The organism is Plantibacter flavus, assembly GCF_051487245.1.
In the GTDB taxonomy this organism is placed as follows: Bacteria; Actinomycetota; Actinomycetes; order Actinomycetales; family Microbacteriaceae; genus Plantibacter; species Plantibacter flavus_B.
Genome location: NZ_JAHVDH010000006.1, coordinates 68,355 through 83,336, shown reverse-complemented (window position 1 = coordinate 83,336; position 14,982 = coordinate 68,355). Strand labels below are relative to the sequence as shown.

Annotated in this window: 12 protein-coding genes; 7 read left to right on the top strand and 5 right to left on the bottom strand. The window is 70.6% G+C overall.

The features are described from left to right. Positions 1-114: 114 nt before the first annotated feature. Both KXS11_RS15840 and gabT read right to left on the bottom strand, forming a co-directional pair. On the bottom strand, positions 115-1,581 hold the full coding sequence (locus KXS11_RS15840) for an NAD-dependent succinate-semialdehyde dehydrogenase (RefSeq protein ID WP_437386589.1): 1,467 nt from the start codon (positions 1,579-1,581) through the stop codon (positions 115-117). A gap of 151 nt (positions 1,582-1,732) precedes the next feature. After that, the gene (gene gabT, locus KXS11_RS15835; protein WP_437386588.1) at positions 1,733-3,127 is read right to left on the bottom strand and encodes a 4-aminobutyrate--2-oxoglutarate transaminase; all 1,395 of its coding nucleotides are present in this window, start codon (positions 3,125-3,127) and stop codon (positions 1,733-1,735) included. A 166-nt stretch (positions 3,128-3,293) separates the two neighbouring features. On the opposite strand from gabT, the gene KXS11_RS15830 reads away from it, so the two are divergent. Next, positions 3,294-4,919, top strand: coding sequence for a PucR family transcriptional regulator (locus KXS11_RS15830; protein ID WP_437386587.1), 1,626 nt, complete (start codon positions 3,294-3,296; stop codon positions 4,917-4,919). A gap of 70 nt (positions 4,920-4,989) precedes the next feature. Here the strand turns inward: KXS11_RS15830 and KXS11_RS15825 are convergent, their stop codons facing one another. Together KXS11_RS15825 and KXS11_RS15820 are read right to left on the bottom strand one after the other, a co-directional pair. After that, entirely contained in the window at positions 4,990-5,409 is a 420-nt protein-coding gene (locus KXS11_RS15825; RefSeq protein ID WP_437386586.1) for a DUF1801 domain-containing protein, read from the bottom strand. Next, the gene (locus tag KXS11_RS15820) at positions 5,406-6,557 is read right to left on the bottom strand and encodes an alpha/beta hydrolase fold domain-containing protein (protein WP_437386585.1); all 1,152 of its coding nucleotides are present in this window, start codon (positions 6,555-6,557) and stop codon (positions 5,406-5,408) included. Before KXS11_RS15820 ends, KXS11_RS15825 begins: the two co-directional genes overlap by 4 nt. 266 nt (positions 6,558-6,823) lie before the next feature. On the opposite strand from KXS11_RS15820, the gene KXS11_RS15815 reads away from it, so the two are divergent. From KXS11_RS15815 to KXS11_RS15790, 6 genes are all read left to right on the top strand, one after another. Then, positions 6,824-7,744: a phosphate/phosphite/phosphonate ABC transporter substrate-binding protein gene (locus tag KXS11_RS15815; RefSeq protein ID WP_437386584.1), complete on the top strand. Its 921-nt coding sequence runs from the start codon at positions 6,824-6,826 to the stop codon at positions 7,742-7,744. Positions 7,745-7,868: 124 nt separating this feature from the next. Further along, on the top strand, positions 7,869-8,882 hold the full coding sequence (phnC, locus tag KXS11_RS15810) for a phosphonate ABC transporter ATP-binding protein (RefSeq protein ID WP_437386583.1): 1,014 nt from the start codon (positions 7,869-7,871) through the stop codon (positions 8,880-8,882). Then, positions 8,882-10,651, top strand: coding sequence for a phosphonate ABC transporter, permease protein PhnE (phnE, locus tag KXS11_RS15805; RefSeq protein WP_437386582.1), 1,770 nt, complete (start codon positions 8,882-8,884; stop codon positions 10,649-10,651). The genes phnC and phnE overlap by 1 nt, the downstream gene beginning before the upstream one ends. Further along, on the top strand, positions 10,648-11,895 hold the full coding sequence (locus tag KXS11_RS15800) for a TIGR03364 family FAD-dependent oxidoreductase (protein ID WP_437386581.1): 1,248 nt from the start codon (positions 10,648-10,650) through the stop codon (positions 11,893-11,895). The genes phnE and KXS11_RS15800 overlap by 4 nt, the downstream gene beginning before the upstream one ends. Continuing rightward, positions 11,892-12,704, top strand: a complete 813-nt coding sequence (locus tag KXS11_RS15795) for an HAD family hydrolase (protein WP_437386580.1) — start codon at positions 11,892-11,894, stop codon at positions 12,702-12,704. Before KXS11_RS15800 ends, KXS11_RS15795 begins: the two co-directional genes overlap by 4 nt. An 18-nt stretch (positions 12,705-12,722) precedes the next feature. After that, on the top strand, positions 12,723-13,850 hold the full coding sequence (locus KXS11_RS15790) for a zinc-binding dehydrogenase (protein WP_437386579.1): 1,128 nt from the start codon (positions 12,723-12,725) through the stop codon (positions 13,848-13,850). A 27-nt stretch (positions 13,851-13,877) separates the two neighbouring features. On the opposite strand, the gene KXS11_RS15785 is transcribed toward KXS11_RS15790, so the two are convergent. Next, positions 13,878-14,696 (bottom strand): M23 family metallopeptidase, encoded by an 819-nt coding sequence (locus KXS11_RS15785; RefSeq protein WP_437386578.1) that lies wholly within the window; start codon positions 14,694-14,696, stop codon positions 13,878-13,880. Positions 14,697-14,982: the final 286 nt, after the last annotated feature.

The window sequence follows — 14,982 nt, the reverse complement described above, 5'->3', positions numbered from 1 at the left end:
TGCGGCGTCGATTTCAACGGTGAAATCTGCGAAATACGACGTTTTCAGTTGTTGTGATGGGAGCGGGGCCTTCGACAAGCGGTCAGGGACCGCCTGTCGAAGGGCGACCGTGGCCTACCCGATGGGCGTCATCGTGTACTTCGTGTAGAGGTACTCGTGAATGCCCTCGAGGCCGCCCTCGCGACCGATGCCGGACTGCTTGATGCCGCCGAAGGGTGCGGCGGCGTTCGAGATGACGCCGACGTTGAGGCCCATCATGCCGGTCTGCAGGCGGCCGATCATGCGCTGACCGCGAGCGAGATCCTGCGTGAACACGTACGAGACGAGGCCGTACTCGGTGTCGTTCGCGAGACGCACGGCCTCGTCCTCGTCGTCGAAGGGGACGATCGCCAGCACCGGGCCGAAGATCTCCTCGCGCAGGATGTCGGAGCCGGGTGCAACGCCCGACACGACCGTCGGCTGGAAGAACGTGCCGGGGCCGTCGATGGCAGAGCCGCCGGTGAGGACCTCCGCACCGCGCTCGACCGCGTCGCCGACGAGTGCTCCGGCCTTCGCGACCGCGCGGTCGTCGATGAGTGGCCCGATGGTGACGCCGTCCTCCGTGCCACGGCCGATCCGGAAGGAGTCGACGCGCTCGGTGACGCGCTTCGCGAACTCCGCGGCGACGTCGCGGTGCACGATGAAGCGGTTGGCGGCGGTGCAGGCCTGGCCGATGTTCCGGAACTTCGCAGCGATCGCGCCTTCGACCGCCTTGTCGAGGTCTGCGTCTTCGAACACGACGAACGGTGCGTTGCCGCCGAGTTCCATCGAGGTGCGGAGGACGTTCTTCGCCGACTGCTCGATGAGCTTCTGGCCGACGGGCGTCGAACCGGTGAAGCTCAGCTTGCGCAGGCGCGGGTCGGCGATGATCGGGCCCGAGACCGCGGACGAGGTCGACGTGGTGATCACGTTGACGACACCCTTCGGGAGGCCGGCATCCTCGAGGAGCTTCACGAAGTACAGCGTCGTGAGTGGCGTGAGTTCGGCAGGCTTCACGACGACCGTGCAGCCGGCGGCGAGGGCGGGGGCGATCTTCCGCGTCGCCATCGCGAGCGGGAAGTTCCACGGGGTGATGAGGAAGCACGGGCCGACGGGGTGCTGCGACACGGTCATCATGCCGGTGCCCTCGGGGTTCGAGCCGTAGCGGCCCGAGATGCGGACGGCCTCCTCGGAGAACCAACGGAGGAACTCGCCACCGTAGGTGACCTCGCCGTTCGCCTCGGCGAGGGGCTTGCCCATCTCGAGGGTCATGAGGAGCGCGAACTCGTCGCGGCGCTCCTGGAGGAGGTCGAACGCCGTGCGGAGGATGTTCGAGCGGGTGCGGGGTGCGGTAGCCGCCCATTCGTCCTGCACGGCGACCGCTGCGTCGAGTGCGGCCGCGCCGTCGGCGACGGATGCGTCGGCGATGGTCTTGATGACGCCACCGGTGGACGGATCGCTCACCGTGAGTGTCTTGCCGCCCGCCGCATCACGCCACTCGCCGGCGATGAACAGGCCCGACGGGACCTTGGCGAGCAGCTCGGTTTCGCGTGCATCGGTCATGGGTGGTGCTCCTTTACCGGCCCGGTCGCCGAGCCTGTTTCCCGGCCCGGTCGCCGAGCCTGTCGAGGTGAGTGTTGCAGGACTGGTGCCCCTCGACAAGCTCGGGGACCCTGGTTGTGCTCCGGTGCCCGAGCCTGACGAGGGGCGGGTGTCAGCTGGCGGCGAGCGCCTCGAGGACGACGTCGATGCCCTCCTCGAGCAGCTCCACCGGGATGGTGAGCGGCGGGAGGAAGCGGACGACGTTGCCGTAGGTGCCGCAGGTGAGCACGATGACGCCGGCGAGGTGCGAGGCCTTCGCGACCTTCGCCGTGAGGGCGGCGTCCGGCTCGCCGGTGGCGGGGTCGACGAACTCGACGGCCATCATGGCGCCCCGGCCGCGGATGTCGCCGATGCGCGGGTCGCTCGCCTGAGCCGCCGTGAAGCGGTCGACGATGTGCTGCTCGATGGTCCGGGCGGCCGCCGCGAGGTCGTCCTCCTCATACGCCTCGATGGCGGCGAGGGCTGCGACGCACGCGAGCGGGTTGCCGCCGTAGGTGCCACCGAGGCCACCGGCGTGCGGCGCGTCCATGATCTCCGCGCGGCCGGTCACCGCGGAGAGCGGCAGACCGCCGGCGATGCCCTTCGCGGTGATGATGAGGTCGGGCACGATGCCGAAGTGCTCGGACGCGAACATGGCGCCGGTGCGGGCGAAGCCCGTCTGCACCTCGTCGGCGATGAAGACGACGTCGTTCGCGCGCGCCCAGTCCAGGAGTGTCGGGAGGAAGCCGTCGGCCGGGACGATGAAGCCGCCCTCGCCCTGGATGGGCTCGATGATGATCGCGGCGAGGTTGTCGGCGCCGATCTGCTTCTCGATCTGGGTGATGGCGCGCTGTGCGGCCTCAGGGCCGGTGAGACCGCCGTCGCGGAAGGGGTAGGAGAGCGGCGCGCGGTAGACCTCGGAGGCGAACGGGCCGAAACCGCTCTTGTACGGCATCGACTTCGCCGTGAGTGCCATCGTGAGGTTCGTGCGGCCGTGGTAGGCGTGGTCGAACGCGACGACCGCCTGCTTCTTGGTGTGGCTGCGGGCGATCTTCACGGCGTTCTCGACGGCCTCGGCGCCCGAGTTGAACAGGGCGGTGCGCTTCGCGTGGTCGCCGGGGGTGAGGCGGTTGAGCGCTTCCGCCACCTCGACGTAGGAGTCGTAGGGGGTGATGGTGAAGCAGGTGTGGGTGAACTCCTGGAGCTGACGCGTGACGGCCTCGACCACGCGGGGGTTGCTGTTGCCCACCCCGGTGACGGCGATGCCGGAGCCGAGGTCGATGAGGGAGTTGCCGTCGACGTCGACGAGCACACCGCCGCCGGCACCCGCCGCGAACACCGGCATGGTCGTACCGACACCGGAGGCGACCGCCGACTGCTTGCGGGCCATGAGCTCCTGGGAGATGGGGCCGGGGATGGCCGTCACCAGGCGGCGCTCCTGCGGGAGCGAGGGCCCGCCGAGGACGGTACCGGAGTCGTCTGAGCGCTCTGCGGTCGGGGTGGCGGTGGCCGTGCTGCTGCTGCTCATCTTCGATGCTCCGTTCGGTCTGAGGGAGAGTCCTTGGGCACTTGCCGGGATCACTCGCGCGTCGTTGCAGCCATGCTAGGCAGCGCACCACCCAGCGGCACATGACAATATGTCCTGCGGCAGACGAGTCACTCGACGAAATGGCAGAATCGCGTAGAGTCAGGCCATGGCTCCATCGCTGCAGCAGCTGCTCGACCACCACGCGCTCGGCTTGAAACTCGTCGTCGCTGGAGCAGCGGGCGCGCTGGATCGGCCCGTGGAGTGGGTGTCCGGCTCCGACCTGCCCGACCCGACCCCGTTCCTCGTCGAGCAGCAGATCGTGCTCACCACCGGCACTCAGTTCGGGACGGCGGTATCGGCCACGCAGGTCCAGGCCTACGTCGCCCGACTCGCGGCTGCGGGTGTCGCCGGGATCGGCTTCGGCACCGAGGTCATCACGGCCGGGACGCCGGCGGAACTCGCGGAGGCCTGCGCGGCACACGGGGTCCCACTGTTCGAAGTGCCCTATCGGACGCCGTTCATCGCCGTCATCCGCTACGCGGCCGACCTCATCGCGGAGGCCGGAAGAGCGAAGGACGCGTGGGCGCTCGCCGCCCAACGAGCGATCGCCTTCGCGGCGCTGCGTCCGGATGCGACGTCCGCGGTCGTCAGCGAACTCGCGCGGGCGCTCGGGGCGTGGGTGGTCCTGTTCGACGCGCACTCGTCGGTCGTGGCGACCGGGGGAGCCGTCGCGGCGGGTGTCGCCGACACCGCGGCCGACCCCCTCGTGCAGCGGGTCGCCCTCGAAGCGACGCGCCTGCTGCAGCGCGGGCAGCGGTCCGGGGCGACCCTCACGAGTCGTGGTGGCACGGTGTCGTTGCAGACGCTCGGCCGGCGCGGTGACCTTCGCGGCGTCCTCGCGATCGGCGGCACCGACGGGCCGCTCGACCCCGGCTCGCAGAGCGTCGTCACCTCCGTCGTCGCCATCGCCGGACTGACGCTGGAGCAGGGCGGCGCGCTCGGTCGGGCCGGGCGATCCCTGCGGGTCGGCGTGTGGCGGTTGCTGCTCTCGGGGGAGTCGGCGGCCGCGAGGGACGTCGCGGCAGAACTCGGGACACCGTTGCCGACCGGGGCGGTGCGCGTCGGCGTGTGCTCCGCCCCGGGCGACGCGAAGGAGACCCTGCTCACCGAGCTGGAGCGTGCCGAGACACTGTCGCCTGGCGCACTCTTCGTGTCGGAGCACGACGGTCGACTCCTGCTCCTCGTGGCGGACACGGTGGAACCGGACACCGGGCCCGCCGGATCTGCGCCTGACGGTGGCGATGGAGCCGGAACGGGGGAACGCGGTGTCCTCGAGACGATCGTCCAGGCGGCCGCGGACCGGCGGATGGGACTGTCTCAGCCGATCGCGCTCACCGAACTCGCCCTCGGTGTCGACCAGGCGGTGTCCGCGCACGAGCAGGCGGTGGCGACCGGGCAGTCCATCGTGCGCTTCGGGGCGCTCGCCGCAGCGGGCATGGCGGGGTTGCTCGACCCCGTGCGCGCGGCCGCTGTGGCAGAGGAGCTGCTGCAGCCCCTCCTACGCGTCGACCGCGAGGAGGGCACGGCGCTCGTCGACAGCCTGCTCGGCTGGTTGGAGGCCAACGGGCAGTGGGATCCTGCTGCCAAGCGGCTCGGCATCCACCGGCACACCCTGCGCAACCGGATCACCCGTGTCGAGCAGCTCCTCGGTCGCACGCTCGACACCTTCGCGGCGAGGGCCGAGCTCTGGCTCGCGCTCGTGAGCCTGCGGGCGGTGCCTCCGGCCGGCTGACCGGCCCGATGCGCCGAGCGCATCCGGTCGCCGAGCGCCTCGGTCACCGAGCTTGTCGAGGTGCGGCACCTCAGTGACCGGTGGCTCGCGATTCGGCGAGGGTCCGCTCCAGCAGCGTCCGCAGCACGTCGCGATCGACGCCGGTGAGCCGTGTGAGGTACAGGCACGCCGTGCTCGCACGGTGCTTGCCGAGTGCGGCGAGGAGGTCCGGCCAGCGCTCGGCGAAGCCGGGGACGAGATAGATCGTGTGGTGCGCCGCCCCGGGAGCGAAGGCGAGGAGCGGCATGCGTCCGCTGTGACCGCTGTCGTACTGGTATCGGACCTCGCCGAACCCGATGATGCGGTCCGCCCACACGACCGGCTGCTCGCCACTGACCTCGGCGTGCAGGGCGAGGAGATCATCGACCTCCGCGCGGCGCGGCCCGGTCGCGCGATCGAGGACCTCCCCGACAGGGCGGTCCGAGGGGGACATCGCGGGTTGCTTCGTCATCGAGCCTCCTCAGCCGTGGCGTGGAGCGAGCGCAGGGCGGTGACGACGTCGTCGTGCCAGCGTCGGGAGGCGGGGAGCACCCCGCCGAAGATGGGTGTGTCGTGGGTGGCTCCGAGGTAGAGGACGCCGCTCGCATCGACGCCGTCGGCCCGCAGTGCCGCCAGGTAGGCCGCGCCGTCTCCACGGAGCGGGTCGAACTCGGCGGTGAGGATCACCGCGCGAGGGAGGCCCTCGTGCGAGCGCGCCAACAGCGGTGAGGCGTGCGGTTCCGTCGCCTGCCGCCGGTCCAGCAGGTAGGTCTTCGCGACCGATCGCAGCTCCTTGATCGCGAAGAAGCGGGGGATGCCCATCTCCCGCACCGGGCCCAGGTCGATGTGTCCGCCCGTCAGATCGGTGACCGGCACCTCCAGGAGCTGGAGGCGGATGGGGAGGCGGCCCCGCTCCCGGTTCGCGATCGTGAGCGCTGCGGCGATACTGCCGCCCGCCGAGACTCCCGACACCCCGATCCGCTCGGCGTCCACTCCGAGCGACGCGGCTTCCGCGAACAACCACTCGAGCGCGGCGTGCGCCTGCTCGAGTTGCGTCGGGTAGCGGTGCTCGGGCGCGAGCGCGTAGTCCACGGCCGCGACGATCACGTCGGCGTCAGCCGCGCGACGGCGGAAGCCCGCGTCGGTCGTCGGGTAGTCGATACCGCCGATCCGGAAGGCGCCGCCGAAGAACGCGAGCACCGCCGGAACGGGCCGGGTGTCCGCGGACGGTGGCGCCTCGGTCGGGTAGTAGAGGCGCACCCGGACGTCCGGGAACCCGGCGACCGGGATCGTGTGCTCGGTGATGTGCACCCGCGGCCCGGGCACACCGACCGTGGCGAGTTCCTTCTTGTCCCAGTTGAGCGCCGCCTTGCGATGCTGCGCGCGCGTCTTCCGCTTTCGCGGCGCAGCCGTCGTGGCCTGTGCCTTCGTCGCCTTCGACCCCGGCGTCGTCCCACCGGCCGAGGATGCGGCGGGCTTCGCCGCGGGAGGGCTCGTCGGACGGAGGACGGTCTTCGTCCGCGGGCGCAGGAAGAACGCCTTCGCCTGCTCGATCGCCGTGGAGATGAGGTACGCCCGATGCGTGCGGAGACGTTCGGCGAAGATCGGGTCGAGGGGCATTCCGCTCTCCTGCTCTCGTCGGATCGGTGGGGTGCCAGCAGTCTACGGACCCTCCGCACCGCGGCTCCACTGCCCGACACCTGACGGGCGGAGCCGGTGGACTTCCGCGTCCCTTCACCTGCCGTTCACCGAGGCGACCGGCCCCGTTCGAGTGCCACTCGTAGCGTGATCGCACGTACGGCACACAGCAGTGCCCGCGTCGAAGGCCTGGAGCATCACAGGTGGACGGGCGGGCCCACGGTCCTTCGAAAGGTACGTCCCAGCACATGAAGCTCTCCCTCACCCGCGTCGCAGCCCTCGGGGCCGCAGCCATCCTCTCGATCGGCCTCGCAGCCTGTTCGAGCGCGACTGCGAGCGACACCGGCTCAGCCACCGCCGGCACCTTCGCCGTCGACGACCAGACGCTCGTCTTCGGCGTCGTCCCCGACAGCGTCGACACGCAGACCAACTACCAGCCGCTCATGGACTACATCGCCCAGGAGACCGGCAAGAAGGTCGAATACCACGAGTCCACCGACTACGCGGCGCTCATCGAAGCAGCGGTCGCCGGCAAGATCGACGTCGCCTCGTTCTCCGGCTTCACCTATGTCACCGCCCTCAACAACGGCGCGAAGCTCACCCCGGTCTCCTCGATCATCACGGAGAAGGGCCAGGAGCCCGGCTACTACTCCGAGGCGATCGTGCCGAAGGGCTCATCGATCACGTCCATCAAGGACTTCGCCGGCAAGAAGGTCTGCTTCGTCGACCCGTCGTCGACCTCCGGCTACCTCTTCCCCAGCTACAACCTCCTGAACGCCGGCATCGACCCCGAGACGGGCGTGACCCCGGTCTTCGCGGGCAAGCACGACGTCTCGGTGACGAAGGTCGGCGAGGGCGTCGAGTGCGAGGCGGGTTTCGCTGAGGACTCCGAGGTCGAGAAGAGCGACAAGGTCGAGGTCATCGACCGCACGATGGTGCCCGGTGCCCCGATCGTCGTCTCCGACGTGCTTCCGGATGACGTCAAGGCGACGCTGACCGACGCGCTCAGCGAGGTCACGATCGACCAGATCATCGAGTCCGGTGTGAAGAGCGCCGACAGCGACGCGTTCCGCGCCACGTTCTACGGCACCTCGCCAGTCGACGACAGCTACTACGACACGATCCGCGACATCTGCAAGAAGACCAACGCGAAGCAGTGCCAGGCCTGATCTGATCAGCGCCCCTCGACAGGCTCGGGGACCGGGGACGACTCGTCGCCATCCGGTCCCCACACCTGTCGAAGGGCACCTGCACCACCAGAAACCACGACCGCCACAGGGAAGGCAGCCGACCATGAGTGTCACCGAGCAGCAGGTGCGCCGCACCGCCGACAGCGGGACCGAGTCACTCGTCCGCCTCCGAGGGGTGACGAAGCGCTTCGACCGCACCGTCGCCCTCAACCGCGTCGACCTCGACATCCGCCGCGGTGAGATCGTCGTGCTCCTCGGCCTGTCCGGGTCCGGCAAGTCGACGCTCCTGCGGCACCTCGACGGGCTCGAGCTGCCGACCTCGGGTACGGTCACCGTGCTCGGCGACGAGGTCCCGACACTCGGCCAGGGTGCGCTCCGCCGCCTCCGCGCCCGGGTCGGCTTCGTGTTCCAGCAGTTCGAGCTGGTCCCGTCGCTGACCGTCCTCGAGAACGTGCTCACCGGATCCCTCGCCGCCGTCCGCGGCCCGCGTCTCGGCATCTTCGGCTACGGCCGGACACTCAAACTGCAGGCGCTCGGTCACCTCGACCGCGTCGGCCTCCTCGAGCGCGCGTACCAGCGTGCCGACACGCTCTCCGGTGGCCAGCAGCAGCGCGTCGCGATCGCCCGCGCGCTCATGCAGGACCCGGAGATCCTCCTCGCAGACGAACCCGTCGCCTCCCTCGACCCGGAGTCGAGTGAACAGGTCATGGCACTCATCCGCGAGATCGCGATGGACCGCGGACTCACGGTCGTGTGCAGCCTCCACCAGGTCGACCTCGCGCTCTCCTGGGGTGACCGCATCGTCGGGCTGCGCCACGGTGAGGTCGTCTTGGACACCCCGACCGCCGACCTGTCGAAGACCGAGGTCATGGAGATCTACGGTCGCGTGGCGACCTCGACGCGGGAGCTGCAGGCGATCGAGGTCGAGCTCGGCACCGACGAGGTGCTCGGGGACCCGGACGACGACCTCCGCGGCATCCTCGGCATCGAGGAGCGCGTCGGTGACGACGAGCTCCCGGACGACCCGGACTGGGAGTTCGACGCCGATGACGAGGGCCGCGAACCCCGCGACAGTCGCAGCACGCGCGACACCGGTCGCTCCGGCGGACTCCGCTGATGGTCGTCACCGCACCCGGCACGAAGCCGAGACTCGACGACAGGAGGCCGGCGCTCTCCGGCCCGATCCCGATCGGGCGCTTCCGCCCGCAGACGATGGCCGCCGTCCTCACCCTGCTGGCGTTGCTGGTCTTCTCGGTGTACTCGCTCGTCGAGGTCGGCATCTCGATCCCGAACATGATCGCGAGCTGGGACAACGCGGTCAACTTCGCCGGTCGGGTCGGCATGGTCACCTTCCCGCCGATGGACGAGCTGCTGTCACTGACGGCGCTCACCCTCGGCATCGTGATCACCGGAACGGTGCTCGCAGCGGTCCTCTCGATCCCGGTCGCCTACATCGCTGCGGCGAACACGACGCCGGGCCCCGGCTGGCGTGCGCTCGGTCGTTTCCTCGGCGTGCTGAGCCGTGCTGTGCCGGACGTCGTGATCGCGATGATCCTGGTCCTCATGTTCTCGCTCGGCTCACTGCCGGGCATCATCGCGATCGGCCTGCACTCGATCGGCATGATCTCGAAGTTGTTCGCCGACGCGATCGAGCAGGTCGACGAGGGTCCGCGACTCGCGATCCGTGCTGCCGGCGGCTCGCGGCTGCAGGAGTTCACCTCCGGAGTGCTGCCGCAGGTGCTGCCGTCCTGGGTCGCGACCGTCCTGCACCGCGGCGACATCAACCTCCGCGGTTCGGTCCTGCTCGGTTACGTGGGCGTCCTCGGGCTCGGCCGGGAGCTGTCGTTGGCGTTCAAGTCGCTCGACTACTCGCTGGGCGTCGGGCTCGCCCTCGTCATCTTCGCGCTGTGCGTCGTGATGGAGATCGTCTCGAGCACCGTCCGAACGGTCATGCTCGGTGTGCAGCCGACGGGCCGCGGACTCGGTGACCTCGTGGTGCGGCGGGCGAGCGCCCTGCGTTCGGGCTCCGCTCGGGAGGGGGCGGACACGACGGCCCGCACACTGCCCTCCGCGACGCTGCCGGCCGCCGAGCGCATCTCGGCCGCTGCCCGGCGGCCGTGGACCGCAGCCCGAGTTCGCAACACCCTGGGTGCGTGGGCGGCGGTCGCCGTGGTCCTCTGGGCACTCGTCGCCTCGAACATCCAGTGGGGCGATCTGATCACCTTCTGGGCGAAGGCCCCCGACGTGCTCGTCCGCCTGTGGCCACCGTCCTTCGGTCTGCGCACCTCCGAGCAGATGTTCGACGCGATGTTCGAGACGATCGCCATCGCGTTCGCCGCAACGCTCATCGCCCTCGTCTGCTCGATCGTCATCGGCTCGTTCGCGGCGCGCAACGTCGCCCCGACCCGCGGCGTCCGCACGGGAGCCCGCTTCGCGCTCGTCGGCATCCGCGGCATCCCCGAGCTGATCCTCGCGATCCTGCTCATCGTCGTCACCGGACTCGGCCCGCAGGCCGGGACGCTCGCCCTCGGCATCTGCGGCATCGGTCTGCTCGGCAAGCTCATCGCCGACTCCTTCGAGGAGGTCTCGCGCGGACCGGAGCGTGCGCTCACCGCGGTCGGTGCCACGCGTCTGCAGGTGTACACCTCAGCGACCCTGCCGCAGGGCTCACGAGCCCTCATCGGCCACACCTTCTACACGCTCGACACGAACATCCGTGCGGCGACCATGCTCGGCATCGTCGGCGGCGGTGGCATCGGGTACTACCTGATCCAGGCCGACCAGGGCGGCAATTACGACCAGGTGACGGCGATCGTGCTGATGATCCTCGCGGTCGTGCTCATCGTCGAGGGCGTCGCGATGTGGATGCGGCGGGTGTTCCGATGACGGGCGGACCGCTCAGCAGGCGGAACGGGCTCGACGTCAGCGGCCTCGGGTCGGCGGCGGACCGCGCGGATGTCGTCGTGGTCGGGGCCGGCATCGTCGGCCTGTCAGCCGCGCTCGCCGCCGTGGACGCAGGGGCGGAGGTGATCGTCGTCGACCGCTCCGCCGAAGCGCAGGGCGCGTCGATCCGCAACTTCGGACATCTTGCGGCGACTCCGCAGGCCGGCCTCGCCGCTCGGCTCGCGAACCGTTCATCGGAGATCTGGCAGCGGCTCGAACAGGACGCGGGGCTCTGGCTCAGGCGCTCGGGCACGCACGTCGTGGCGCGTCAGACCGATGAGATGCGGGTCCTCGAGGACTTCGCCCAGGCGCGTGCGGCGGCGGGGGCCCCGGACGACGTCCGACTGTTCGACGCTGCCGAATTCCTGCAGCGGGTCCCCGTCGCCGCCGCCGGAGTGCTCGGCGGTGCATGGTTGCCGCGAGACCTCCAGACGAACCCGCGCCAAGCGACCGCCGCGATCACGGCATATCTGCAGCGCCGCGGGGTGCAGTTCCGTCTCCGCACCGCCGTCACCGGGCTCCGGAGCGGATTCGTCGACACGAGCCGCGGTGTGATCGCCGCCGACCTCACCGTCGTCGCCGTGAACCACGACATCGACCAACTGCTCCCGGAGGTCGCCGAACGTGCCGAGGTGCGACGCTGCGCCCTCGACATGCTGCGAGTCCGCGCTCATCTGCCGCGCCCGCTCGACGCGCCGCTCCTCACCGGCTGGTCGCTCCTCCGCTACGCCGGTTTCGCGGCGTCGCCCGCCATTCCGGCCGTTCGGGAGCGTCTGCACCACGAGCACCCCGGGCTCGCCTCGCTCGACGTCAACCTCATGGTGACGCAGCTCCCGGACGGTTCGCTCATCCTCGGAGACACGCACAGCCGGGGCGATGCCGTGCCACCCTTCCAACCCGAGCACGCGTTCGACGAACTGCTGCGCGCCGGTCGCGACCTCTTCGGTACGCCGATCGACGTGCTCGAGCGCTGGCAGGGCGTATACGCGACGGCGCCGGAGGAGCTGCTGATCGATGAGCCGACGCCGGGGGTGCGTGTCGTCGCCGCCACCACGGGCATCGGCATGACCACCGGACCCGCGCTCGGCGAGCTCGCGGTCGCCCAGCACCTCGGCCCCACCTTCTCCCCGGCACCGCCGGCCCTCGTCCGCGCAGCACCAGCCCCCCTGCAGAAAGGCTCATCGTGACCAACACCGACCGCACGCGACAGCACGACACCGGAGCGGCCGAGGTCGACGGCCTCGACGTCGCCGACCTCGAACTCGACCTCGACACCGATCTCGACGACCTCGACGAGGCGTTCGACGACCACGAGGACGACCTGCTCCTCGAACTCGTCGTCCTCGACCTCGCCGGGACGACCGTCGCAGACGACGGCGTCGTCGAGGACGCGTTCCGTTCCGCCGCCGGCACGATCGGCATCGACACCGAGGATGCCCTCGGTGCTGCGATCGAGCTCGTCCGCGACACGATGGGCCAGTCGAAGCTCGACGTCTTCCTCATGCTGACCGGTGGCGACGAAGCCCGGGCGCAGGCCGGGAACGCAGCCTTCGAGGCCGCGTACGAGCGCCTGATCACGGAGGGTCGGGTCGAGGCGATCGCCGGAGCGGAGGAGACCGTGCGACTCCTCCTCGAGCTCGACATCCGTGTCGTGTTCACCACCGGTTTCGCGCCGGCGACGCGTGACGCGCTGCTCGACAGCCTCGGCTGGTCCGATCTCGCCGACGATGCGCTGTCACCGGCCGACGCCGGCCGTGGCCGTCCGTTCCCCGACCTGCCGCTCACCGCCCTCATCCGGACGGGTGCGAGTGCGGTCGACACCATGGTGGTCGTCGGGGACACCGCGAGTGACATGCTCTCGGGTGTCAGCGCCGGAGCCGGACTCGTGGTCGGTGTGCTGACGGGTGCGCACGACGAGGAGACGCTGCTCGCCGCGGGCGCCGACGAGATCATCGCGAGCATCGCCGAGCTGCCTGCGCTCCTCGGCCTCGACTGAACGGCCATCGGGGGAATCATGCACAGCACGCTCACCGCGCATGCGGGCAACGACGTCTTCATCAGGCCGTCGCCGGTCGCCATGGTCTGGCAGGGGCCGGGGCACCCTCACCAGGCGATGGCGGTCCCCGGCGTGACGCTCGGACCCGGTGACGTCCTCGTCGAGGTGGAGCTGGCGACGGTGTGCGGCTCCGACGTGCACACCGTGCTCGGCCACCGTGACGCGGCGACGCCGCTGGTGCTCGGCCACGAGCAGGTGGGTCGCGTCGTCGCGGTGGGCGGACCGGTGACGGCTGTCGACGGCACCGTCCTCGTCGCGGGGATGCGCGTCGTGTGGTCGGTCATCGTGAGTTGCGGCGCCTGCGACCGGTGCGCCGCCGGGCTCGAGCAGAAGTGCCGACGACTCGCGAAGTACGGTCACGACCGCGTGCACCGCGGGTGGGAGTTGAGCGGCGGCTTCGCGACGCACGTCGAGCTCCTGGCCGGCACCGCGATCGTCATCGTGGGGGAGACGCCGCCCGCTGCTGTGTTCGCGCCGGCATCGTGCGCGACGGCCACCGCGATCGCCGCGCTCGACGCCGCCGGCACCGAGCTTGCCGGTGCGGCCGTCTTCGTCACCGGGGCCGGCATGCTCGGACTCTCCGTCACGGCGATTGCGACCGACGCGGGAGCACGGGTCGTCGTGAGCGACCCGGATCCAGCCAGACGGCAGCTCGCCGGGCGGTTCGGCGCGGTCGCGACCGTGGATCCCGCCCTCGGTGCAACCGAGCAGATCGAGGCCGCGCACACGGCTGTGGGCGTCGCGGGGTTCGCGCTCGCCATCGAGATGTGCGGCAACGCCCAGGCCGTCGAGGCGACCATCTCCTCGCTCGCGATCGGTGGCACGGCGGTCCTGGTCGGGAGTGTGTCTCCCGGGGCGCCGCTCGGCATCGACGCCGAGCAGATCGTGCGCCGACTGCTCACGGTGCGCGGCGCCCACAACTACCGTCCGCGCGATCTGGCGCGAGCAGTCGACTTCCTCACCAGCGCCTGGCGCCGGTACCCGTTCGCCGAGCTCGTCGGCCCGGAGTTCCGTCTCGCCGACGTCGACGAGGCACTCGTCGCGGCGGCTTCCGGGGCGTTTCCCCGCGTGGGCGTGCGTCCCTGACCCGTCCCGGGAGACCGCCGTCAGCGATCAGACGGTGACACGGGCGAGCAGCCAGGCGTACGGGTCGATGGGTGTCGTGCCGCCGTCCAGGATCTCCAGATGCAGATGGGGGCCGGTGCTCTGGCCGGTCGAGCCGACGCTGCCGATGACCTGGCCGACGGAGACGACGTCGCCGGGGGCCACCCGGAGCGAGCCGAACTGCAGGTGTGCTGAGACGCTGCTGACCGAGTCGCCGCCGACGAGGTGGTCGATGACGACGTGCACGCCGAGGCCGCTGTCACTCTCCTGCGCCACCCGGACGACACCCGCGGCGATCGCGCGGACATCCGTTCCGGCGCCAGGGGCCAGGTCGAGGCCCTTGTGGAAGGTCGAGCAGCCGGAGCACGGTGCCGAGCGGGGACCGAAGTCGTCGGTGATCGGTACGCCGGTGACGAACGGCCACTGGACCTCGGAGGCGAGGTTGTTGACGAAGGTCGCGGCGGTCTGTCGGGGAGCCGACGCGGACAGCAGCGCGACCTCCTCGGCGGACGTCGCCGAATAGCCGGCCCGCTCGATCTGGGCACCGTTCGTGCCTGCCACGATGAGCGGTTGCGCGGTCGGACGGGGGTCCTGCCGGGGGCCGCTCTGCCCGGCATCGGCCGGGGCGAGCGCCGTCAGAACGGAAGGGAGGACGAGCGTCGCCGCGAGGACTGCGGTGAGTCCGCGGAGGAGGTCGGATCGGCGCGGACGTCGGGGGCGCCACGGCTGTCGCCGACGGCTCTTGATCTCGTGGGCCTCCTGCTTCTCCCTGGCCGCGCGAGCGGCGCGACGGGTCAGCGGCACGGTCGTCGCGGTCGTGTCGGCCATGGTGCTCCAAGCGTGTTCGGCGACATCGGGTCGTCGCCGGTCCGGGGCGTCCGAGCCGGGCTGCTCGGATCCGTGACCCTCGTGGAGTCACACTGATATATTACATTCTCACGGAGTGGTGGGGCTGAAAGAGACCTGTGAAACGCGCGCCCGACGACGCCTCGGAGCGGTGAGGCGAGATGACCCCCGTGCTGGCGGAACATGCACGAGGAGGGTGGCGCGGAATCGTCGCCGACCCCTGCGTCCCGACATCGGCGCGGCGACACCCCTTCGAGCGCCCCCAGAA

Bases quoted from the DNA above. Each gene is read 5' to 3' on its own strand.
- KXS11_RS15840 (WP_437386589.1), bottom strand. From the start codon at position 1,581: ATGACCGATGCACGCGAAACCGAGCTGCTCGCCAAGGTCCCGTCGGGC.
- gabT (WP_437386588.1), bottom strand. From the start codon at position 3,127: ATGAGCAGCAGCAGCACGGCCACCGCCACCCCGACCGCAGAGCGCTCA.
- KXS11_RS15830 (WP_437386587.1), top strand. From the start codon at position 3,294: ATGGCTCCATCGCTGCAGCAGCTGCTCGACCACCACGCGCTCGGCTTG.
- KXS11_RS15825 (WP_437386586.1), bottom strand. From the start codon at position 5,409: ATGACGAAGCAACCCGCGATGTCCCCCTCGGACCGCCCTGTCGGGGAG.
- KXS11_RS15820 (WP_437386585.1), bottom strand. From the start codon at position 6,557: ATGCCCCTCGACCCGATCTTCGCCGAACGTCTCCGCACGCATCGGGCG.
- KXS11_RS15815 (WP_437386584.1), top strand. From the start codon at position 6,824: ATGAAGCTCTCCCTCACCCGCGTCGCAGCCCTCGGGGCCGCAGCCATC.
- phnC (WP_437386583.1), top strand. From the start codon at position 7,869: ATGAGTGTCACCGAGCAGCAGGTGCGCCGCACCGCCGACAGCGGGACC.
- phnE (WP_437386582.1), top strand. From the start codon at position 8,882: ATGGTCGTCACCGCACCCGGCACGAAGCCGAGACTCGACGACAGGAGG.
- KXS11_RS15800 (WP_437386581.1), top strand. From the start codon at position 10,648: ATGACGGGCGGACCGCTCAGCAGGCGGAACGGGCTCGACGTCAGCGGC.
- KXS11_RS15790 (WP_437386579.1), top strand. From the start codon at position 12,723: ATGCACAGCACGCTCACCGCGCATGCGGGCAACGACGTCTTCATCAGG.
- KXS11_RS15785 (WP_437386578.1), bottom strand. From the start codon at position 14,696: ATGGCCGACACGACCGCGACGACCGTGCCGCTGACCCGTCGCGCCGCT.